Source organism: Pseudonocardia yunnanensis (assembly GCF_039534065.1).
In the GTDB taxonomy this organism is placed as follows: domain Bacteria; phylum Actinomycetota; class Actinomycetes; order Mycobacteriales; family Pseudonocardiaceae; genus Pseudonocardia; species Pseudonocardia yunnanensis.
Genome location: NZ_BAAAUS010000037.1, coordinates 19407 through 41518, shown reverse-complemented (window position 1 = coordinate 41518; position 22112 = coordinate 19407). Strand labels below are relative to the sequence as shown.

Genomic DNA, 22112 nt, shown 5'->3' with positions numbered 1-22112 from the left:
GCGCGCATACGGAGAATGTCATTCAGATCCGGGAGCGAACTCGACCCGGACATGCTCCAACGGATCAACCTGTTGTCCAGTCACGCTACGCTCAGCTGCCTCGGAATAACGCTCCGAAACAATCCGAACTCGCGCAACGACCCATTCTTGCGGAAGGAAAAGCCGGAACGATTCGTTGAGCCCATGGAAGGAGGTAGCCCGAAGCTCCCTCTCTTCGACCGGGTACAAGAGTTCCTCCCACGCGGCTGACCCGAAGCTCCTTTCCTGGAGGTCCCGCACAACGGTTACATCAAGTTCGACCTGGCCAGTGTGTGTGCCAACTTGAACGTAGATGACGCTGTTGTGGACAGACGCAAACTCGAGCGGATCGTTCGCCGGACGATCCGGGGACGACAGGGCAGACAACGGCCCGATCTGTAGGTATCCGTAGGCAACGTCGAGGAGAGTACTGCTCATCTGCCACGTCCCCCTTCCTGTGCAAACCTCCGTGCAATTACGGAGTGATGTACGCGATGATCATCGCCATCCGCAGGTCGTGGAACGCCCTGCTGCTTCGTGACCCAGTCGGCGCGGCGGGGATGCAGTAGCCGACAGCACGGGCATGCGGTGGGCCGAAGTCGTCGGGACGGCAGAGCCCCGCCCTGGTGGATGCAGGAGCTCGGAACACCGCCGCCGCTCATGGACGAGCGGATGGGACACGCAGACGGCACCGTGCAGGGGCGCTGTTCCCACGTCACGTCCGAGATGCGCCGACGGCTCATGCACGGCCTGACCGAGCAGTGGGAGTCCTCCCTGGCGGCCCGCCGCGAGATGAGCACTCGATCACCCGTCGTAGTGCTCGACGCCCTGCTACAGGAGCGGGCGTAAGCCCTCCATCTGGACCACCAACACCGCCGGGTCGGAGGACAGCAAGGTCACCTCTAACAGGCGGCGCGGACCGCGATGGCATCGTCAACTAGTTTGTTCGTAAGTGCTTGGGCGGAATCGAAGTCGTTATTGTCGAGGTATGTCGCTAAGAGGCGCCAGTCGATGGCGAGTGCGATGACCGCGCTGACCACTTCGCGGTCGTCGGACTGGTCAGCGGCCCGGTCGAGAGCATCGGCGTATGCCCTAGCGTGGCTGGTGAAGTCGCTGAGCGCTTCGGGGAAGGGCACTGCGTCGAAGACTTCTAACGTAGCGAGGGCCGCATCGCAGCCACGATCTACGGTCTTGGTCTTCGGTAGGGCTACGTCGCGGCGTCCGACAGTCGACTCTTTGACTTCCTCACTGACCTGTGCCCTAGAGGTTGGCGGGGTCGGCGTCGTGGTGGAACTGGACGAATGGCCACGATCGTTGGCCCAGTCCTTGAGTTCTTGCCAGTTCGCTATTCCCAGCCAGGCGAGAATCCCGATGATTGCGGTGATCACGCCGAGGAACTCCACTGTGCCTTTCATGCCGTTGTTCGAGGGCGGTCGGGACCCGTCCTCGGTCGGCGTTTCTGTCATGGAACCCCTTGAGTCGTAGAAGTCCACCATTCTGGCGATCGCCGCGCCGTGTGTCCCGCTTGGGCCAAAGCGTCAGGTCGATGAGCCCGGAACGTCTGGAGATGGGCAGGCCATCCGTCCGGAGCGAGATCGTCTCCCAGAATTCTCCCAAGCTGGGTCCGAGACGAGGTCGGGGCCGGCTCTCCCTCGCGGAGAACCGGCCCTGACCTGGTGCTATCTGGTCGGGGTGACAGGATTTGAACCTGCGACCTCTTCGTCCCGAACGAAGCGCGCTACCAAGCTGCGCCACACCCCGGTGGCCCGTGGGCCGTGACCAACTCTAGCCGACGTCTGCGGGCGCTGACGCGCGGGTTGCCCGCGCCGACGCGACCACCGACGCGCGCGGCACGAGCGTCAGCAAGCTGGCCTCCGGCGGGCAGGCGAACCGCACGGGCGCGAACGGCGAGGTGCCCAGACCTGCGGAGACGTGCAGCCACGTGTGGGCGCCCCACCGGGAGACACCGCGAGCGCGGGAACGGTCGATCCCGCAGTTGGTGACGAGCGCGCCGACACCCGGCACGCGCAGCTGCCCGCCGTGGGTGTGGCCGGCGAGCACGAGGTCGTAGCCGTCGCCCGCGAACCGGTCGAGGACGCGTGGCTCCGGTGAGTGGGTGAGGCCCAGCCGCAGGTCCGCCTGGCGAGTGGGGCGGCCGGCGATGCGGTCGTAGCGGTCCAGCCCGAGGTGGGGGTCGTCGACACCGGCGGCGGCGATCGTGACGTCCCCGGCGGTGAGGCTCACCTGTGCGTGGGTGGCGTCGGCCCAGCCCCGCTCGACCATCGCGGCCCGCAGGTCACGCCACGGCAGCGGGGCGCCGTGATGGCGTCGCTTGCTCTTCACCAGGTAGCGGGCCGGGTTCTTCGGGGTGGGCCCGAAGTAGTCGTTGCTGCCGAAGACGAACACGCCCGGGTACTGCATCAGCGGCCCGAGGGCGGCGACGACAGCGGGCACGGCGCGAGGGTGAGCCAGGTTGTCGCCGGTGTTCACGACGAGGTCGGGCTCCAGGGCGACGAGCTCGGCCACCCAGCGCTGCTTGCTGTGCTGCCGCGGGGTGAGGTGCAGGTCGGACACGTGCAGGACGCGAATCGGGCGTGCACCCTCCGCCAGGACCGGCAGCGTGGCCTCTCGAAGCGTCCATCTCCGGCGCTCGATCCCCGCCGCGTACGCGAGCGTCGCCGCTCCCGTTGTGGTGGCGCCGAGAGCGATCCGAGCCCAGCTGTTCACTCGGCCAGGGTACGGCGAATGCTGGTTCCTCCGCGATCCCCACTATTTCGGTGACGATTCCTTGACTCCGCACCCCCGATCGCGGCGGCGCGGGGCCGGGTATGTACGCGGACACGCAGGCGGACATGCATTAGCGTGCAGCGCCGTGAGCACCTTGAAGGAGCAGCTGCGGACCGACCTGACCGCCGCCATGAAGGCTCGCGACGAGCTGGTGAAGGCCACCCTGCGGATGACGCTGACGGCGATCGGCAACGCGGAGGTCGCCGGCACGAAGGCCCGCGAGCTCGACGACGCCGAGATCATCAAGGTGATCACCAAGGAGGCGAAGAAGCGCGCCGAGTCGGCGGAGGCGTTCGCCGCCGCCGGCCGCGAAGAGCTGGCCGCCCAGGAGCGCGCCGAGGGCGAGGTGCTGGCCCGCTACCTCCCGGCCCAGCTGTCCGACGACGAGCTCGCCGCCATCGCGCGCACAGCGGTGGAGGAGACCGCCGCTGAGCTCGGCGAGCAGCCCGGACCGCGGCAGATGGGGCAGGTCATGAAGAAGGCCACCGCGGCCGCCGCCGGCCGTGCCGAGGGTGGCCGGGTGGCCGCCGCGGTGAAGGCCCTGCTCGTTCCCTGAGGGGCGGTGCTCCCGGCCTACTTGGCGGGAGCCTTCTTCCGTGTGGTCGTGGTGCGCTTCTTCGGTGCCGGCCCGCGCGCCCGGCGTTCGGCCAGCAGCTCGGAGGCACGCTCGTCGCTGATCTCCTCCACGCTGTCGCCCTTGCGCAGCGAGGCGTTGGTCTCGCCATCGGTGACGTACGGGCCGAACCGCCCGTCCTTGATCACCATCGGCTTGCCGGTGGCCTTGTCCGCGCCGAGCTCACGCAGCGGCGGGGTGGCCGCGGCGGTGCGGCGGCCGCGCTGTTTGGGCTGCTTGTAGATCTCCAGCGCCTCGTCGAGCGTGACGGTGAACAGCTGCTCCTCGTTGGCCAGCGACCGTGAGTCGGTGCCCCGCTTCAGGTACGGCCCGTAGCGCCCGTTCTGCGCGGTGATCTCGGCGCCGCTCTCAGGGTCGGTGCCGACCAGCCGCGGCAGCGAGAGCAGACGCAGCGCGTCCTCCAGCGTGACGGTCTCGGTCGACATGTCCTTGAACAGCGATCCGGTGCGCGGCTTGGGCTTGGCGGGCGCCTTCTTCTTGGTGCCGTTGGCGGTGGCCTCCGGAGCGATCGGCTCGGGGAGGATCTCCGTGACGTAGGGCCCGTAGCGGCCCTCCTTCGCGACGATCTCGTGCCCGGTGGTCGGGTCGACGCCTAGGGAACGGCCCTCCTGCGGCACCGAGAACAGCTGCTCGGCGACCTCGGGGGTGAGCTCGTCGGGCGCGAGGTCGTCGGGCAGGTTGGCCCGCTGCGACTGCCCGTCGCGCATGCGTTCGAGATACGGGCCGTAGCGGCCGACGCGCACCACGACGTCGTCGAACACCGGGACCGAGTTGATCTCCCGGGCGTCGATCTCCTCGAGGTTGATCCCGACGAGCTTCTTCAGACCGCCGGCCCGTGCCACCGATCCCGTGCTGCCCTGGTCCGCGCCGAAGTAGAAGCCCGAGAGCCAGTCGGTGCGGCCCTGGAGCCCGGCGGCGATCGAGTCGAGCTCGTCTTCCATCGCGGCGGTGAAGTCGTAGTCGACCAGCCGCCCGAAGTGGTGCTCGAGCAAGCCGACCACCGCGAACGCGATCCACGACGGGACGAGCGCCTGGCCCTTCTTCCACACGTACCCGCGGTCCTGGATCGTCTTGATGATCGACGCGTAGGTGGACGGGCGGCCGATCCCGAGGTCCTCGAGCGTCTTGATCAGGCTCGGCTCGGTGAACCGGGACGGCGGGTTGGTCGAGTGCCCCTCGGGGGTCAGCTGAGCGGCGGTCAACGCCTGGCCCTGCGTGAGCTCCGGCAGCCGCGACTCGGCGTCGTCGGCCATGCCACCGGCCTGGTCGTCCACGGTCTCGACGTAGGCCTTGAGGAACCCGGGGAAGGTGATCGTGCGCCCGGACGCGGCGAACGTGACCGCCTCGCCGGTGGCCGCGGTGCCGCCGATGCGTACGCTCACCGTGGTGCCACGGGCGTCGGCCATCTGCGAGGCCACCGTGCGCTGCCAGATCAGCTCGTAGAGCCGGAAGTCGTCGCCGTCGACCTCACGGGCGATCTCGCCGGGGGTGCGGAACGTGTCGCCTGCGGGCCGGATCGCCTCGTGGGCCTCCTGCGCGTTCTTCACCTTGCGCGTGTACTGCCGCGGCTGGGCCGGGACGTAGGCGTCGCCGTACAGGTCGCGGGCCTGGGTGCGGGCGGCCTGGATCGCCGACTCCGACAGCGTGGTGGAGTCGGTACGCAGATAGGTGATGTAGCCGTTCTCGTAGAGCCGTTGTGCGCTGCGCATCGTGCGGTCGGCGGAGAAGCGCAGCTTCCGGCCGGCCTCCTGCTGCAGCGTGGACGTCATGAACGGGGGGTACGGCCTGCGGGTGTACGGCTTCGACTCGACGGACTCGACGGTGAGACCGCGGCCCTGAAGCGCCTCGGCCAGCCGGCGGGCGCTCGCCTCGTCGAGGACGCGGGCGCTCTCCCGGGGGCTGTCCGCGGTCTTGAGACGGCCGTCGGGGCCGAAGTCGCGCCCGGTGGCCACCCGGGTGCCGTCGATCGAGACCAGGCGCGCGGGGAACTGCCGGGGGCTCGCCTCGGCACCGGCGTCGAGCTGCGCGGCGATGTCCCAGTACGACGCCGACACGAACGCCATGCGCTCGCGCTCGCGCTGCACGATGATCCGCGTGGCCACCGACTGCACCCGGCCCGCCGAGAGCTTCGGCATGACCTTCTTCCACAGAACGGGGGAGACCTCGTAGCCGTAGAGCCGGTCGAGGATGCGGCGGGTCTCCTGCGCGTCGACGAGGTCGTGGTCGAGATCGCGCAGGTTCTCGATGGCGGCACGGATGGCAGGCTCGCTGATCTCGTGGAACACCATCCGGCGCACCGGGATGCGCGGCTTGAGCGTGTCGAGCAGGTGCCAGGCGATGGCCTCGCCCTCACGGTCGGGGTCCGTTGCGAGCAGGACCTCGTCGACCGACTTCAGAGCGTCCTTGAGCTCGGCGACCTTGCTCTTCTTCTCGGGCGTGATGATGTAGAGCGGCGCGAACTGGTTGTCGACGTCCACCCCGAGCCGCGCCCATGCCTCGCCCTTGTACTTGGCGGGGACGTCGGAGGCGCCGCGCGGAAGGTCGCGGATGTGCCCGACGGAAGCCTCGACGATGTAGTCGTTGCCGAGGTACTGCTGGATCTTCTTCGCTTTCGTCCCGGACTCGACGATGACGAGTCGGCGTGGCGGTCGCCCGTTGGCGGTGACCGCAGCTGTGCCGTTGGGCCGACCCGGGGCGGCCTTCGCGGCAGCCTTCCGGCTGCCCGTGCCCCTCGGGGTCGCGGGCTTCGCACTCGTCGTTCCGGTTGCCACCTGGTCCTACTCCATCGTCTACGGCCGTTTCGGCGCCGCGCACCAGCCGTCCTGCTGGGTTTCCGCGCCCCATGCGCGGGAGTGCCCGGACACCGAGTATGCGGGTCTCCCGTTCCGGCAGTACCGGAACCTAGACTTCACCCGCCCACCTAGCGTGTCGCCCTCATCACACCGAGCGTCGCCCGGCGGAGCGCCTGCGACACCGTGTCGGCCTGCGCCGCGCGAGCGTAACCAGCTCGTCAAGACGCAGCCCTGCCCCAGCATCGGGGCCAGTCAGCGGTGTCGGCCCTGGCCGGAACCGGACCGACGAGCTCGACGAGCCGTTGGACCCGTCGGGTGCCGCTTATCCGCAGCGCCTGCCCGTTACCCACCCTCGCGGGTGATATTCCTGCTCTGGTGGCAGCGGCCACCAGAGGTAGGTGTGTTTCAGGGGCGTGCGGGTCGAGCCCGAGCAGGTAACCGCCCCGCTCGTCGGGCCGGCCTGCGGCCAGAGCCCACAGTCGTAACGCCGGCCCGTCCAATTGCCATCCCACCGGGACCGTTTTGACCGCCCCGTGTGTCCACGCCCGTGCCAACCCCACCAGATCGCAGCGGAACGCCGAGCGTAACGCGGTGGCGCCGCTCTCTGTTCGTACAGCCTCCATCCGGATGCCTGTGGCGGCGCACGCTGCCGCGAGCGCCGGTGCTCTGGCCGCATCGGGCAGCACGATCGAGAGCCGGGCCTGATCGCCCGCTCCGAACCTGACGATCTGTCCCGGACCGCACAGCAGCCCGGCGAGGTCGCTCACCCGCGGAGGACGGGCATCGGCGGAGAACAGCGACAGCTGCGACACGAGCGCACAGTAGAACACGCGTTCGAGCGTTATGGCCAGGGCGCGCCGAAGATCGGCACTCTCAGGCGTCGACGTGCGTGCCGGTCAGCGCGGGGCGGTGGCCGACAGCGCGGAGAGCTGCTGGCACTGCGCGGCCCGCTCGGCGGCCTTCTGCAGCCGGGGGGTGGCGCTCAGGTCTGCCAGCGGGTTCGGGGGCGTGATCGCGTCGAAGGTCGACTGGGCCTGGTTGAGCGCGGTCATGACGGACTCGGGATTGTTCGCGTCGGCAGCGTCCACCGCGGTCTTGGCTCCGGTGAAGTCCTGCTCGAGGAACTCCAGCGCACTCTGTGCCCGGCCCACGGCGTCGTTGCCGCCCTGCACCGGGGAGCGGCCGATCGACCCGAGCTGGGCGCGGCCCTGCTGCACTCCGTTGAGGACCGTGCCGAGGTAGTCGCTGACAGCGCCCTTGACGGTGGGCAGGTCGGCCCCCGGTGCGATGGCGGGCGGCGTCGTGGCCGGCACCGCGAAGCTCATGACGGCCCCGCAGAGGCGGTCGGCCCAGGCCACCGGATCGCTGCCGGGGCCCTCGGTCGGGGTCGGGGCAGGGTCGACGCCAGGGTTGCCGACGACCGTGGTCGTGCAACCGGCGAGGACGGCGGCGGCGACGAGCGCGGCGACGGCCGTCAGGGCGGGGCGGGTCGAGCGAGTCATGCGCCGGCTCCGGATCGGTGGAAGGTCGGCGTCAGTGTGCCCGGGCCCTTCCGGCGCTGATCATGGAGGTCCGGCCGACCCGCGGCGCCCGCCCCGGGTCGGCGTCGGTCCGCCGCGTCAGCCTCCGGTCTGGCGTTCGACCTGCTGGCAGTTCGGTGCCTGTGCACTCGCCCGCTCCAGCTCGGGGCTGGTCTGCAGATCGACCGTGGGGTCCGGCATGTTCGCCAGCTGCTCCAGCGGCGCGACGGCCTTCGGCAGCTCGGTGCGCAGCGACTGTGGGTTGCTGGTGTCGACCGCGTCCACCTGGGTCTTGGCGTCCTGGAAGGAGGTCCGGAACGTGGTCAGGGTCTTGGTCAGCCGGGTGATGACGTCGTCCCCGCCCGCCACCGGGGAGGGGCCTACGGCCGCTATCCCGTTGATCGCCGAGTCGGCCGCGGTCGCGCCCTGCCCCAGGTATTCGCTGATGCCCTTCGCGAGCGCTGTGGGATCGGACGCGGTGTTGAGCTGCGGTGGCGTGCCTGCCGTCTTGACGAAGGGCAGGAGAGCCCCGCAGACGCCGTCCACCCACTGCACGGGATCTCCCGCGGCGGTCGCAGGGGACTGTCCGGCCGGGGCGGCCGTGCCCGAGACGGCCGACGTGCAGCCCGCGATGCCCACCACTAAAGCGGCGAGCGCCGGAAGGAGCAGTGCCGGACGCGGTGTGGTTGACATGCTGCTCCTGGATCGAAGGTGATGTGGGCGGTCAGTGTGCCGCGTTGGAGGGCAGTAATCCGCGACAGGCCGGTCAGCGAGCAGGTGACGTCGTCGAGCGGACTTGCTGGCAGTTCGCAGCCTTGGCGGCGGCGGCCTTCAGCTCGTCGTTGGCCTGCAGTCCGGCAGTGGGGTCGGCCATGTTCCGTAGCTCCTGCAGCGGCGCGAGCGCCGTCGGCAGGGCGACCGACATGGTCTGGACGCTGGACGTGTCGACGGTGGTGAGCTGTCCGCGCGCCGCGTCGAAACCGGTGCGGATCTGGGTCAGGGCTCCCTTGAGCCGGGCGACGTACTCGTCACCGCCTGTCACCGGCGATGGGCCGATCGCGTCGAGTGCGGTGATGGAGCCCTGCACCGCGGTGCCCGTGGCGGTGAAGTAGTCGCCGAGCCCGCGAACGGTCGCGACGGGGTCGGCCCCGTTCACTTGCGGCTGGGTCGTGGCCGCCCGGGCGAAGCCGGACAGTGCACCGCACACCTGGTTCGTCCAGGCCACCGCCTCGGCGTCGCTGTCACCCCCGGTGCCGCACCCTGTCACGACGAGGAGAACGAACGCCGAGGCGAGCGTGTAGGTGAGCCTGCGAGTACTCATTCGGTCCTCCCGCAGCGGTGCGCATCATGACGCGCGGCGCGCGTCGATTCGCGGGGGAAGGTACTGGTAGGCCTCAGAACGGCCGGAGGCCGCCCACCCGAACGGGTGAACGGCCTCCGGACAGGGATGAGCGGTCAGCCGACCGAGCTGGCTGCCGGGGTGTCGGCGATCGAGGTGGAACGCCGCTTCGAGACGACGACCGCAGCCACGATGATTGCGACCGCCACGAGCGCGATGGCGATCCGCAGCGGGGCCGAGGCCGACGGGCCGACGGAGAACGTCACGACCGCCGGGGCGATCAGCACCGAGACCAGGTTCATCACCTTGATCAACGGGTTGATCGACGGACCCGCGGTGTCCTTGAACGGGTCGCCGACCGTGTCACCGATGATGGTGGCCTCGTGGGCGGACGATCCCTTACCGCCGTGGTTTCCGTCCTCCACCAGCTTCTTCGCGTTGTCCCACGCGCCACCGGAGTTGGCGAGGAAGACCGCCATCAACGTGCCGGCAGCGATGGCACCGGCCAGGTAACCGGCCAGCGGGCCGACGCCGAGGCCGAAGCCGACGGCGATCGGGGCGAAGATCGCCAGCAGGCCGGGGGTGGCCAGCTCGCGCAGCGAGTCGCGCGTGCAGATGTCCACGACGCGGCCGTACTCCGGGCGGACGGTGCCCTCCATGATCCCGGGGTTGTCCCGGAACTGGCGACGCACCTCGAAGACGATGGCGCCTGCCGCGCGGGTGACCGCGTTGATCGCGAGCCCGGAGAACATGAACACCACCGACGCACCGATGATCACGCCGACGAGCGTGTTCGGGGAGAAGACCTCGAAGGCGAACGCGGTGCCGGCGTCCTGCAGGGTGCCGCCCGCGTCGACCAGCGCCTGGGCGATGGCGTCGCGGTAGGAGCCGAAGAGCGCCGTGGCGGCGAGCACAGCCGTGGCGATCGCGATGCCCTTGGTGATGGCCTTCGTCGTGTTGCCCACCGCGTCCAGCTCGGTGAGGATGGCGACCCCGGGGCCCTTGACGTCGCCGGACATCTCCGCGATGCCCTGCGCGTTGTCCGAGACCGGGCCGAAGGTGTCCATCGCGACGATGACGCCGACCGTGGTGAGCAGGCCGGTGCCGGCGAGCGCCACCGCGAAGAGCGCAACGGTGATCGAACCGGTGGCCAGCGTGAACGCGCCGAACACCGCCGCGCAGATGACCAGCGCGGTGTACACCGCCGACTCGAAGCCGATCGAGATGCCGGCGAGGATGACGGTGGCGGGCCCGGTGAGCGACGACTCGCCGACGGTCTTGACCGGCTTGTCCTCGGTGCCGGTGAAGTAGCCGGTGAGCCAGAGGATCACGCCCGCCAGCACGATGCCGATGATGACGGCGATCGAGGCGATCAACCGCGGGTCGCTGCCCGCCATGGCGGCCACGACCGTGGTGTCGGTCGGGTTCGTCAGTCCCTCGAAGCTGCCCGGCAGGTAGACGTAGGCGGCGATCACGCACAGCACCGCGGAGATGACCGCGGAGATGTAGAAGCTGCGGTTGATGGTGGTCAGGCTGCTCTCGCCCTCGCGGGTGCGGGTGATGTAGACACCCACGACCGCCGTGATCACGCCGATGGCGGGAACGATCAGCGGGAAGAGCAGCCCCTGCAGGCCGAAAGCTGCGGTGCCGAGGATCAGCGCGGCCACGAGCATCACGGCGTAGGACTCGAACAGGTCGGCGGCCATGCCGGCGCAGTCACCGACGTTGTCGCCCACGTTGTCGGCGATCGTCGCGGCGTTGCGCGGGTCGTCCTCGGGAATGCCCTGCTCGACCTTGCCGACCAGGTCGGCACCGACGTCGGCGGCCTTGGTGAAGATGCCGCCGCCGACACGCATGAACATGGCGAGCAGCGCGGCCCCGAAGCCGAAGCCTTCCAGCACCTTCGGTGCCTGGCCGGCGTACACCATCACGACCACGGCGGCCCCGAACAGACCGAGGCCGACGGTGAACATGCCGACCACGCCACCGGTGCGGAACGCGATGCGGGTGGCCTTCTCCCGGCCGCCCTCCTCGTTGGCCGCGGCAGCGACGCGGATGTTGGCGAAGGTCGCGAGCCGCATGCCCAGGTTGCCGATTGTGGCAGAGAACACAGCGCCGACGATGAAGAAGATCGATCGCCCGATGCGCTCGCCGAGATCGTCCGCCGGGAGAGCGAAGAGCAGGACGAACACGATCACGACGAATATGCCGAGCGTGCGGAACTGGCGGTTGAGGTACGCCGTGGCGCCTTCCTGGACCGCTCGGCCGATCTCCTGCATCTTGGAGGTGCCCTCGCCCGCGGCGAGTACCTCCCGGCGCAAGATGAAGCCGATGGCCAGGGCAGCAAGGGCGACCACCGCGACCACACCGACGAGGATGCGGTCATTCGCTCCGAGCTCGAGGCCCTGGGCGAGGGTGGACGTGGACATCCGTCCTCCTGGTTCAGTGAATACCGGGCCAGGGAACTCCAGACGGCACCCCTGGCGTCTCGAAACCCGTCGCCGCAGGTGGGAGCGGTGCAGGCCTCTGCAGTCTATGGGTGGTACGTAGGGCACCCGCGAGTGAGGGGCAGGGGCGCGCTAAGGTTAACGATCTGATCACGAGTCGGTCGATTACGGTTGGGATCCGAACTTGCCGATGGTGTCGATCGTGAAGTTCACGTGACGGTCAGCGCTCCCTCACACCGGACACAGTTCCTGGTCATCACCTGCACCCTCGCGTTGCTCGTCGCCGTGCCCGTCGTCGCGGCCAGCGGGCTCCGCCATGCGGAGGCCAAGCCCAGCGGCGAAATGGCCTTCAGCGACTCGTCCGAGAGGCCGTCCGGTCAGCTGAGCGCTGCCATACCCGGCGTCGAGGCGCTGGCCGCACCCGCTGCGCCCGTCCCTCGCTCCGGACTCGCCCAAGCCGCTGTCGACGCCGCGCAGGGGACAGCAGGGAGCGCCACGGAACTCGCCGTCGCCGTGCTGGATCGCGAGACCGACGAGCTCGCCCTCGGTGCGCGAGGTGGGGAGCCCTACTACACGGCATCGCTGTCCAAGGTGCTCGTCGCCGTGGACGTCCTCGACCGCAGGCGGCTCGACGGCCTGGCCGTCGCCGACGCCGACATCACACTGCTGAACCGGGCACTGGGGCCCAGCGACGACAACGCCATGAACGCGCTCTGGAGCCGCTTCGACGGTGCAGGCGCCATCGGGAGGGTCAGCAGCCGCGTGGGGCTCACCGGCACCACGGCTCCGCGGGATCCATCCCAGTGGGGTGAGGTGTCGATGTCGGCCGAGGACACCGTGCGGACCTGGCAGTACTTGCTCGAGGACATGCCCACCGCCGACCGCGACCTGCTCGCCTCCGCCATGGACGCCGCTCCGGCGCGGGCAGCTGACGGGTTCAACCAGGCGTTCGGACTGCTCGCACCGGCGGTGGACGGGCCGGATGCCCCGGGGGCAGTGGCCAAACAGGGCTGGATGTGTTGTTTCTCCGGGAAGTACTACATCCACAGCACGGGTGCGGTCGGCGGCGACCGCCGCTTCCTGATGGCCCTGCTGGCCAGGGTGCCCCGCGCGCCGGGTTGGGAAGCAGCACGCCAGGAGATGACGCGAATCGCCACCGCAGCAGTGCAGGCGACGGCCTGACCGTCGGACCGATGTGCCAACCTCGAACACCGTGGGTGGCGGGAACGGACGAGCCGAGGGTGTCGCGGGGCCGGAGGTAGGCGCGCGGCCCGGGCGCGGCGAGGTCCTGCTCCGCCGAGTGCTGGCAGGGGCCGGGGCCGAACCACTGTGGCGGCCGACGGATCCGGAAGCGCACGACGTGGACGATGCGGCCGGCCCGCTGCGCCACGCCGTGCACATGCCCCCACGGCCCGGCCGGCCCGTCGAGTGGCCGGGTTGGGTACCGCACGAGGTGCGGGATGCATTCGGCCGCTCCGGTGTGCAGACACCCTGGAGCCACCAGGCCGACGGGGCAGCGCTGGCCCACGCCGGTCAGGACGTCGTGGTGGCCACAGGCACGGCATCGGGCAAGTCGCTCGTCTACCAGCTGCCCGTGCTCGCCCGCTTCGCCGCGGACCCCCGCGCCACCGCGCTCTACCTGTCGCCGACGAAGGCACTCGCGGCCGACCAGCTCCGGGCGCTGGACGCTCTCGGCCTGCCGGACGTGCGGCCGGCACCGCTGGACGGCGACACCCCGATGGACGCACGCGACTGGGCGCGCCGGCACGGCCGGTGGCTCTTCAGCAACCCGGACATGCTGCACCGCTCGCTCCTGCCGCAACACGGGCGCTGGACGGCGTTCCTGCGCAGGCTGCAGTTCGTGGTGGTGGACGAGTGCCACACCTACCGCGGGGTCTTCGGCTCGCACGTCGCGCTGCTCCTGCGCCGTCTCCTGCGCGTCTGCGCCCGCTACGGCTCGCGCCCCACGCTCGTGCTGGCTTCCGCCACCGTGGCCGAGCCCGCTGCCTTCGCGTCCCGGCTCACCGGCCGTGACGTCGTGGCGGTGACCGACGACGGCTCGCCGGGGGCGGGGCGCACCGTCGCGCTGTGGGAGCCGCCGTTGCTGCCCGAGCTGACGGGGGAGAACGGAGCCCCGGTGCGCCGGGCGGCAGGCGCCGAGGCCGCGCGCATGCTCGCCGACCTGGTGGTGGAGGGCGCACGGACGCTCACCTTCGTGCGCTCCCGCCGCGGTGCGGAGGTGACGGCGCTGGGTGCGCAGCGGCTGCTCGCCGATGTCGACCCCGCGCTGGCCGAGCGAGTGGCTGCCTACCGCGGTGGCTACCTCCCCGAGGAGCGCCGGGCGCTGGAGGCGGCGCTGGTGCGCGGCGAGCTGCTCGGGGTGGCCACCACGAACGCGCTCGAGCTGGGCGTCGACATCGCCGGCCTCGACGCGGTGGTGGTGGCGGGCTTCCCGGGCACGAGGGCGTCGTTCTGGCAGCAGTCCGGGCGCGCGGGACGGGCCCGCGACGAAGCGCTGGTGGTGCTCGTGGCCCGCGACGACCCCATGGACACCTACCTCGTGCACCACCCGGAGGCGCTGCTCGGCGCCCCGGTGGAGGGCTGTGTGCTCGACCCGCTCAACCCTTATGTCCTCGGCCCCCAACTCGTGTGCGCCGCGGCCGAGCTCCCTGTGACGGAGCACGACGTGTCGGAGGTGTTCGGGGGAGATGCGGCGGCGGCCGTGCTGGACGAGTTGGTGGCCGACGGCGTGCTGCGGCGCCGGCCCACCGGCTGGTTCTGGCCGTCGACGAGGGAGCGCCCCGCGGCGTCGGTGGACATCCGGGGCTCCGGCCTTGGCCAGGTGGCCATGGTGGAGGCCGAGACCGGCCGGATGCTCGGCACGGTGGACGGCCCCTCGGCCCCGGCCACCGCGCATCCCGGAGCGGTGTACCTGCACCGCGGGGAGAGCTATCTGGTCGAGGAACTCGACCTCGAGGCCGGTGTGGCGCTCGTGTGCCCCGCCGACCCGGACTGGCGCACGGACGCCCGATCCACGGCCGACGTGGAGGTGGCGCGGGTGCTCGCACACCGCGACCTCGGCGACGTGCGCGTGTCGTTCGGTGAGGTGACCGTGACGTCGCAGGTGGTGGCCTATCAACGGCGTGCCCCAGACGGCACCGTGCTGGAGACCGTGCCCCTCGACCTCCCCGAGCAGACCCTCCGCACCCGTGGGGTCTGGTACGACATCGACGAAGGCGCACTGATCGCTGCAGGCGTGCCGCCCGTACGGATCCCGGGGGCGCTGCACGCCGCGGAGCACGCGGCGATCGGCCTGCTCCCACTGTTCGCGATCTGCGACCGGTGGGACATCGGGGGGATGTCCACAGCCCTGCATCCGCAGACCGGTCGCCCCACGGTGTTCGTGCACGACGGCCATCCGGGCGGAGCGGGGTTCGCCGAGCGCGGGCACGCCGTGCTCGCCGCGTGGCTGACGGCCACGCGCGACGCCATCGGCGGCTGCGAATGCCGCACGGGCTGCCCGTCCTGCGTGCAGTCGCCGAAGTGCGGCAACGGGAACGTGCCGCTCGACAAGGCGGGCGCTGTGATCGTGCTGAGCGTGGTGCTGGACGCGCTGTCGGCGCCGGGACCAGGGGAGATCGAGTCGCCCCCGCGGCACACGGAGCGGGTGCCGAGGTAGCCGCCGTCGGCCGGCCACATCGGGGGCCGGGCCGGCCGACGACGGCCGGAGCGCGGTGGAACCGGTATCGGGGTGGGCGTCGGGGGGGACGCGCCGGCCCCACCGCAGCCTGGGGAGCGAGCTCGTGGTGCCGATGGCCGGGGCCGTTCGGAACCACGTCAAGTAGGCGCGCCCTGTCCCGTGTGTCGCCAGTGGCCGTCGCCCATCGGTTCGGCAGCCACGACGAACGTTGCGGTAGTGCGCCGAGTCGTCGGACGGCTGGCCAAGGCGGACGAATCGGGTTGATCGACAGCGTCCTGCCCATCCGTCGAATACTGCCTACCGTTCGCCGCGCAGATTTCCGGATGATGGAGTTGACATCGGGGAGAGTCGGGTGAACGGTGCACGCAACGCCGACCGAGCATGATCTGGATTTGCCGGAGCCGACGCGTGAGGCGTGGGACCGCTCGTGCCCGGCGCTACCAGTGCGGAGAGCGCGGGCAACGGTGGCGGCAGAGCCGGGCCTGCGCCTGGCGGGGCCGCGGCGACGGTGGGCGGTGCCCTGATCAGCGGGCGATGGTGCCGACGGCCGCTCGGGTTCCATCGGTCCCGCCCGGGCCCGGCCGACGGCTTCGGCGCCGGAAAGCGCGAGCGGCACCGGGACGTGGACCTCGACCAGGGCGTCCCATCCCGACAGCAAACATCGGATGACCTCGCCGCCCATCTCATGTGCGATCGCCTCGGCCCGTCGGCAGGCCGTGCCGGCGCCGTGGACGGCCTGCCCGGCCGCGGCGAGCGCAGCCAGGTCGGCTGCGGCCTCCGCCCGGTGGCGGGCAGCAACAGCGGCGCCGAGATGAAGACCGAGCAGGAGCGCAGCCATGATCACGGCAGCGCCCGCGGCGGCCCATACGGTGGCGATCCCCTCGTCGTGGGCGGGACGTACCCGACGTGGCGTCATGACCCGACGTCCCCGGGTTCGAGTGCGGCGACGGCGCGGCCGCCGACCCGGAGGGGGAGCGGCCGCAGCAGGTCGTGGGAGACCTCCGCGATGACGAGGTCGTCCCGATGCACCAGCTCCAGGCGAGCACCGGTGGGCGCGAGTTCGGCGGCGACAGCGCGACCGCGGTCGGCCTCGCCACGAGCGGCGAGCCGGGCCATCTCGCGTGCTGCGTCGATGCAGCGGATCGCGGCCGCCACCGCGACCACCGACGTGACCGCGACCGCGAGGAACACCGCGAGGCTGCACAGGGCGAGAGCCGCTTCGACGGTGACGGCGCCGGCGTCCGCCTGCTCCCGCCGCTGCCATCGTGATCGCCGATCGCCCGCACACCGGAGCTCGCGCCGGCCCGGCGAACGGTGCCCCGCGCGCGCCACCGGTGTGCGGGCGACCATCAGAACGTCACCGACAACGCGCGCTCGACGAGCTCGGTGAGGGCCGTGACGATCGACTCACCGCTGACCACCGCGTAGAGGACGGCGGCGAATGCGGCGGCGGCAATCGTGCCGATGGCGTACTCCACCGTGCTCATGCCGGCGTCGTCATGGCGGAGCGCTCGCAGTCGGGTGGACGTGTTCAGCGGTGTGGGGATGGTGAGCAGGGACATCAGATCTCCTTCGTGGTGGACATGCGCGGTGGTCACCACTGCGCGAGTGCCTCGCCCGCCAGGCCGATGACGACCGGGGCGATACCGAGGACCAGGAACGCCGGCAGGAAACAGAGTCCGAGCGGGCCGGTGATGAGCACTCCGGCGCGCTCCGCCCGTGCCTGCGCGGAGTCGAGCAGGTCGGCGCGGAGCCGCCCGCCCTCGGCTCTCGCCACCTGGGCGAGGGCCGCGCCGGTGCCGGCCGAGCGGCCCGCTGCGCGAGCGAACGTCGCGAGCGCGGGCACGCCCTCGGCCGCGAGCCAGGCGTCGACCGGATCGGCTCCGAGTTCGAGGAGGCCGGAGACGCGCCGCAACTGGGCGCCGGTGGAACCGCCGAGCGGCTCGGCTGCCGCCGACACCGCGACCGAGACCGGCAACCCCGCCTCCAAGCAGACCGCGAGCAGCTCCCAGCCGCCGGCGATGTCGCTGTCCTGCTCGGTGCCCGGGCCGGCGCGAGCGGCAGCGCGACGCGCGAACACTGCGCCTGCCGCTCCGGCCGCGATCCCCAGGACCGCGCCCGCCATGGCCCCGGCGACGGCCCATCCGAGCAGCCCGGCCGCGGCTGCCCCGATGGCCAGCCACGAACCGCGCAGTGGCGGGGACGCCACGGCATCGACCGGTGGCGGCGGATCGGCTTGCAGTGCCCGCAGCCTGCCTGAGCTGCTGGGCCCCGCAGCGACGAGTAGTGCGACGGCCAGCACCGCGAGTGCGGCGGCGGTGGTGCCCGGCACCGCGCTGATCGACGGACTCATGACGGCACCGCCGAGCGGAGGATGCGCTCCGACCACGCTGAGCCAGCCGCCACCAGCGCGACGCCGATGACCAGCAGCATCTGGCCGAGCAAGCCGCCGCGCAGTACCGCGACCGGGTCGGCGCCGACGAGCTGGCCGAGCCCGAGTCCGAGCAGCGGCAATGCGGTGAGTACGTGGGCGGTGGCCCGCGGCCCGGCCAGCTGGGCCCGCACGGTGGCCCCGAAGCGCACTCTCCAGCGGATGTCGTGGTGGGTACTCCCGAGCAGTTCGGCGAGCGGGATCCCGTGCCGCTCGGCGAGCGACCAGGCCACGGCGATGCGTTCGACGTCGGGGCCGATTCCCGGCCGTCCGACCGCGCCCCGGCGCAGGGCGGCGGCCACATTGTCGCCGAGACGTGCGGCAGCGGCCGCAGGATCGAGGATGTCGCGGGCCAGCGGACCGTCCGCCCGCGCCCCGGCGAGCGCGGCGGCCGGATGGCTGCCCGCCCGCAGCTCCTCTGTGATGCGGGAGACCGCGTCGGCGAGCTGCGCCGCGGCGGCCGCCGCCGCGGCGGCTGCCCGATGCCGGGCCTGTCGCCGTCGGACCGTGAACGCCACGAGCGCGCCCGCCAGTGCTCCACCCGGACCGGCGAGCAGCAGCCCGGCGAGCCCACCGAGCACAGCCGGTGCGGCGGCCCACGCGATTCGGCGGCCGCGGATCGCCGTGACCGGCCAGAGCACTGCGAGCCTCGTGGCCCCAGCAGCCGGGGGCAGGCATCCGATCGCCGCCGCGAGAGCGGCACACGCCATGGCGTTCACCACGGTGCCCGCACCCCGCGGTCGGCGAACAGGCGCCCGAGGGCATCGCGTCCGCTGGACCAGCCGCGACTGCGGCTCCACGCTGCTCCGACGGCGACTCCCTCGGAGGAGCGGGTCAGCACGCCGACGACATCCAGCACCCGGGCGCCGGAGCCGAGCCTGCGCATGTGGAGTACCACCTGCACAGCGGCGGCGAGCTGGCTGTGCAGGGCATCGCGGGGGAGCCCGCCGGTGGCCGCCAACGCCTCCATCCGCGCCGGCACCTCGCCGGCCGAGTTGGCGTGGACCGTGCCGGCACCGCCGTCATGGCCCGTGTTGAGCGCGGCCAGCAGGTCGCAGACCTCCGCACCCCTGACCTCGCCGACGACGAGCCGGTCGGGCCGCATCCGCAGCGCCTGGCGCACGAGGTCGCGCAGCACGATCCCGCCGGCTCCCTCGATGTTGGCCGGCCGGGCGACGAGCCGTACGACGTGCGGGTGCCGGGGGCGAAGCTCCTCCGCGTCCTCGACGCAGACGATTCGCTCCCGCGGATGGACCGTGCTGAGCATCGCGGCGAGGATCGTGGTCTTGCCCGTGCCGGTGCCTCCTGAGACGAGGAACGCGAGCCGGGCGGCAAGCACCGCCCGCAGCAGGGCCTCGCCGGTGGCGTCGACGGTGCCGAGTGAACGCAGCGCCGGCAGGTCGTGCGCGGCGGGACGCAGGACACGAAGGGACAGGCAGGTGCCGTCGGCGGCGACGGGCGGGAGCACGGCGTGCAGCCGCACCCCGACGTCGGCGACCCAACCGTCGACGTATGGGCTGGCGTCGTCGAGCCGACGGCCTGCGGCGATGGCGAGCCGCTGGGCGAGCCGGCGGACGGCGGCCTCGTCGGGGAACCGGACATCGGTGGCTTCGAGTCCCGATCCGCGGTCGACCCACACCGACGTGGGCCCGCACACGAGGACGTCGGTGGTGCGTGGGTCGCGCAGCAGTTCGTCGAGAGGGCCGGCGCCGACGAACTCCTGGCGCAGCACGCGCAGCGCCGCGAGTACGTCGAGGTCGGAGGCGACCCCGCCGGACTCCGCCCGCACGGCCGCGGCCACCGCCGCTTCGGTGATCTCTCCGCCGGCGGCGGCCAGCCGGGATCGCACGCGGTCGACCAGCGCAGACGCGGACCGCGGGCCGATATCGGCTGTGGCGCGGGCCGCGACGGCCAGTCCGGCGTGGCTCGACATGTTCACGCCGGCACCCCCGACGCCGGCCCTGCGAGCGCGCGCAGCTCGGTGAGCACCGTGTGCGCGGTGGCCGCGAGCGGACCGCGTGGCCTGCCCGGCGCGTCGCCGCGCTCCAGTGCCCGGGCGAGCCCTGCCTCGGGCCGCATCGCGGCCAGCAGCGGAAGACCGAGAGCGCGGGCGATCTCGGAGGCCGCCACGCCTCCCGGAGCCGGACCCCGGACGATCAGACGCACCGGGCCGCCGTGCTCGGCGAGTACGGCGGCCACCCTCGCCGCGGCGGCGCAGGACCGTACCTCGGCGGGTACGACGAGGACGGTGAGGTCGGCCGACGACAGCGCCGCGACGGCAGCCTCGGTGGGGTAGCGCGGGAGGTCGCAGACGACCGTCTCCCCGGCCCGCCGACCGGCCTCGACCACCGACCGGACCGCGGCGGGCGAGGGGCCGTGAGCGGAGCGGTCGCAGGACAGCACGCCCAGCTCGCCACCACCGCGGCGGGCGACGGTGGGGGCGGGAAGGGCGGCGTGCAACGCGGTGGCCGGCACGCGCCCGCCGCCGACCCCGATGTCGGGCCATCGCAGACCGCCGAGCTCCTCCGCTCCGAGCACCAGGTCGAGGCCTCCGCCCAGCGGATCGCAATCGACGAGCAGCACCCGTGACCCGTCGCGTACGGCAGTGACCGCGACGGCCGCCGCGAGCACCGAGGCGCCGGCGCCGCCGCGACCGCCTACGACGGCGAGCACGGCACCGTTGCGGCCGGGACCCTCGGCGGCCTCTGTGAGGGCCGCCACCAGCCACGACTCCGCCTGGGGGAGGGAGATGACGTGTTGGGCGCCGACCGCCACCGCGTGTTGCCACACGGAAGGGGCCGGTTCGCCACGGACAGTGACGATCACCTCGCCACGACGAGGCAGCCCCGCCTGCGCGCACTGCTGGGCTGCGGCCGCGTCGAGGAGCACGAGAGGCGCTCGCGGCCAGTGCGGACGGGCCTGTGCCGCGTCGATGGTGCGGTGGAGGTCACACCCTGCTGCTGCGGCCAACCGCAGGATGGTGTCGAGCAAATCGGGGTCGGACACCATCACCAACCCGCGCCGTTCACCTGCGCTCTGCTGCACCACGCCTCCCTCGTCCTGCCGCTCGGAAGAGCGGCCTGACCAGCGTGCGGTGCGCGTGGCCTCGGCGGAGGGCGGACCATGATCTTGTGGACAGGCGGTGACCGATGTGGATAAACCGGATCGAATCGGCTCCCGAATGCCCGGTTCTGTCGGTGTTCAGGGGCAGTGTGATTCGGGGGTCCCCTGGATACGGGACGGCCCCCGCCAGGGGGGATTGGCGGGGGCCGTCGGTGGTTCAGCTCCGGGGGGTCGAGCTGAACCGCGCCCGGACACGTCCGAGCACAACCAACTGTAGCCCTTGACGGGCTGCAACGCGCGCCTCTGGACGGACCATCTGTGCTGCGTTCGGGCAGTGCCGCGGGGGTCGGCCGTCGTTCGGGGGTTCTGGCAAGCTCGCTCGACGTGCCTGGTCCGTTGCCGACGCTACGCCCGAAGCCACACCCCGCGGCCTCGGGAGCCGCTGCCTTCTTCGACCTCGACAAGACGATCATCGCCGGGTCGAGCGCGCTCGCGTTCAGCCGTCCGTTCCGCCGCCGAGGTTTGATCAGCAGGCGTGCCGCCTTGCGGAGCGGATACGCTCAGTTGCTGCTCGTGCTCTCCGGGGCCGACGCCGACACGATGGACCTGCTGCGCCGGCGGATCACCGCGCTGTGCACCGGGTGGGAGGTCGCGCAGATCCGGGCGATCGTCGCCGAGACCCTGCACGACATCGTCGAGCCGCTGGTCTACGCCGAGGCCGCGGAGCTCATCGCCGAGCACAAGGCCAACGGTGACGAGGTCGTGGTGCTGTCCGCGTCGGGATTGGAGGTCGTCGAACCCATCGCGGCTCTCGTGGGGGCGGACCGGTGCCTGGCCACGCGGATGAGCGTGCAGGAGGGCCGCTACACGGGTGTGATCGACTACTACTGCTACGGCGAGGAGAAGGCGGAGGCAGCGCGGGCCATCGCCGCCGAGCAGGGCTATCAGCTCTCCGATTGCCGGGCCTACTCCGACTCGATCACCGACCTGCCGCTGCTGGAGGCCGTCGGGCACCCCACGGTGGTCAACCCGGACAGGGCCCTGCGCCGCGAAGCCGTGCAGCGAGGATGGCCGATCCTGACCTTCGCCGATCCGGTCGCGCTGCGGCGGTTTCGTGCCCCGGAGAAGCGAACGACGCTGGCAGCGGCCGGGCTGGGAGCGGTGGCGCTGGTCGGGGTGTCGTGGTACGGGCATCGACGGCGAACCCGCGGATGAGTGGCCGCGGAGCCGCTGCGAGAGGCCTTCGCCGGGCCCGGGTGTTCTGAACCGGTGCACTGCCGTGTGACCCTTGCTGTGCTCCGCGTCACGTACTACAAAGGGCGCACGGACTCCTGGTCGGCCAGGGACGGTGCGGTGGAGAAGCACCCGTTCCCCCTGACTG

At 71.7% G+C, this 22112-nt stretch carries 18 protein-coding genes, 1 tRNA gene and 1 pseudogene; 5 read left to right on the top strand and 15 right to left on the bottom strand.

The window, feature by feature from the left end; genetic code table 11:
* Nucleotides 1–690: 690 nt before the first annotated feature.
* The gene (locus tag ABD743_RS31490) at nt 691–867 is read left to right on the top strand and encodes a hypothetical protein (RefSeq protein WP_344726242.1); all 177 of its coding nucleotides are present in this window, start codon (nt 691–693) and stop codon (nt 865–867) included.
* Between the two features lie 53 nt (nt 868–920).
* Here ABD743_RS31490 and ABD743_RS31485 read toward each other — a convergent pair whose 3' ends face one another.
* The 3 genes from ABD743_RS31485 to ABD743_RS31475 all read right to left on the bottom strand — a co-directional run bounded on the left by ABD743_RS31485 (nt 921) and on the right by ABD743_RS31475 (nt 2745).
* The gene (locus ABD743_RS31485; RefSeq protein WP_344726240.1) at nt 921–1484 is read right to left on the bottom strand and encodes a hypothetical protein; all 564 of its coding nucleotides are present in this window, start codon (nt 1482–1484) and stop codon (nt 921–923) included.
* Nucleotides 1485–1702: 218 nt separating this feature from the next.
* Nucleotides 1703–1779, bottom strand: a tRNA-Pro gene (locus ABD743_RS31480).
* A gap of 24 nt (nt 1780–1803) precedes the next feature.
* Nucleotides 1804–2745: a metallophosphoesterase gene (locus ABD743_RS31475; protein WP_344726238.1), complete on the bottom strand. Its 942-nt coding sequence runs from the start codon at nt 2743–2745 to the stop codon at nt 1804–1806.
* A 145-nt stretch (nt 2746–2890) separates the two neighbouring features.
* Here ABD743_RS31475 and ABD743_RS31470 point away from each other — a divergent pair, with 145 nt between their 5' ends.
* The gene (locus ABD743_RS31470; RefSeq protein WP_344726236.1) at nt 2891–3361 is read left to right on the top strand and encodes a GatB/YqeY domain-containing protein; all 471 of its coding nucleotides are present in this window, start codon (nt 2891–2893) and stop codon (nt 3359–3361) included.
* 17 nt (nt 3362–3378) lie between these two features.
* Here ABD743_RS31470 and topA read toward each other — a convergent pair whose 3' ends face one another.
* From topA to ABD743_RS31445, 5 genes are all read right to left on the bottom strand, one after another.
* Entirely contained in the window at nt 3379–6210 is a 2832-nt protein-coding gene (gene topA / locus ABD743_RS31465) for a type I DNA topoisomerase (RefSeq protein WP_425567009.1), read from the bottom strand.
* A gap of 917 nt (nt 6211–7127) precedes the next feature.
* Nucleotides 7128–7733 (bottom strand): hypothetical protein, encoded by a 606-nt coding sequence (locus ABD743_RS31460; RefSeq protein ID WP_344726234.1) that lies wholly within the window; start codon nt 7731–7733, stop codon nt 7128–7130.
* Between the two features lie 117 nt (nt 7734–7850).
* Complete coding sequence (locus ABD743_RS31455; RefSeq protein WP_344726232.1) at nt 7851–8444, bottom strand: hypothetical protein; 594 nt, start codon at nt 8442–8444, stop codon at nt 7851–7853.
* A 73-nt stretch (nt 8445–8517) separates the two neighbouring features.
* The gene (locus ABD743_RS31450; protein WP_344726230.1) at nt 8518–9072 is read right to left on the bottom strand and encodes a hypothetical protein; all 555 of its coding nucleotides are present in this window, start codon (nt 9070–9072) and stop codon (nt 8518–8520) included.
* A 134-nt stretch (nt 9073–9206) separates the two neighbouring features.
* Nucleotides 9207–11519 (bottom strand): sodium-translocating pyrophosphatase, encoded by a 2313-nt coding sequence (locus tag ABD743_RS31445; RefSeq protein ID WP_344726228.1) that lies wholly within the window; start codon nt 11517–11519, stop codon nt 9207–9209.
* Between the two features lie 231 nt (nt 11520–11750).
* On the opposite strand from ABD743_RS31445, the gene ABD743_RS31440 reads away from it, so the two are divergent.
* Both ABD743_RS31440 and ABD743_RS31435 read left to right on the top strand, forming a co-directional pair.
* Nucleotides 11751–12719, top strand: a complete 969-nt coding sequence (locus ABD743_RS31440; protein ID WP_344726226.1) for a serine hydrolase — start codon at nt 11751–11753, stop codon at nt 12717–12719.
* Between the two features lie 31 nt (nt 12720–12750).
* Nucleotides 12751–15216 (top strand): DEAD/DEAH box helicase, encoded by a 2466-nt coding sequence (locus tag ABD743_RS31435; RefSeq protein ID WP_344726224.1) that lies wholly within the window; start codon nt 12751–12753, stop codon nt 15214–15216.
* 643 nt (nt 15217–15859) lie between these two features.
* Here the strand turns inward: ABD743_RS31435 and ABD743_RS44615 are convergent.
* The 7 genes and pseudogenes from ABD743_RS44615 to ssd all read right to left on the bottom strand — a co-directional run.
* Nucleotides 15860–16075, bottom strand: a pseudogene (locus ABD743_RS44615) (Rv3654c family TadE-like protein); the annotation flags it as partial.
* A gap of 74 nt (nt 16076–16149) precedes the next feature.
* The gene (locus ABD743_RS31425; protein WP_344726221.1) at nt 16150–16587 is read right to left on the bottom strand and encodes a TadE family type IV pilus minor pilin; all 438 of its coding nucleotides are present in this window, start codon (nt 16585–16587) and stop codon (nt 16150–16152) included.
* A complete protein-coding gene (locus ABD743_RS31420) occupies nt 16587–16799 on the bottom strand; it encodes a DUF4244 domain-containing protein (RefSeq protein ID WP_344726219.1) in 213 nt (70 codons plus the stop codon). Before ABD743_RS31420 ends, ABD743_RS31425 begins: the two co-directional genes overlap by 1 nt.
* Nucleotides 16800–16831: 32 nt before the next feature.
* Nucleotides 16832–17590, bottom strand: a complete 759-nt coding sequence (locus tag ABD743_RS31415) for a type II secretion system F family protein (protein WP_344726217.1) — start codon at nt 17588–17590, stop codon at nt 16832–16834.
* A complete protein-coding gene (locus tag ABD743_RS31410; protein ID WP_344726215.1) occupies nt 17587–18378 on the bottom strand; it encodes a type II secretion system F family protein in 792 nt (263 codons plus the stop codon). Before ABD743_RS31410 ends, ABD743_RS31415 begins: the two co-directional genes overlap by 4 nt.
* Before the next feature lie 5 nt (nt 18379–18383).
* Nucleotides 18384–19601, bottom strand: coding sequence for a TadA family conjugal transfer-associated ATPase (locus ABD743_RS31405; protein ID WP_425567012.1), 1218 nt, complete (start codon nt 19599–19601; stop codon nt 18384–18386).
* A 2-nt stretch (nt 19602–19603) separates the two neighbouring features.
* Nucleotides 19604–20716, bottom strand: a complete 1113-nt coding sequence (ssd, locus tag ABD743_RS31400; protein WP_344726211.1) for a septum site-determining protein Ssd — start codon at nt 20714–20716, stop codon at nt 19604–19606.
* Nucleotides 20717–21115: 399 nt separating this feature from the next.
* Between ssd and ABD743_RS31395 the strand changes: the two genes are divergently transcribed.
* Complete coding sequence (locus ABD743_RS31395; RefSeq protein WP_344726209.1) at nt 21116–21946, top strand: HAD family hydrolase; 831 nt, start codon at nt 21116–21118, stop codon at nt 21944–21946.
* Nucleotides 21947–22112 lie beyond the last annotated feature (166 nt).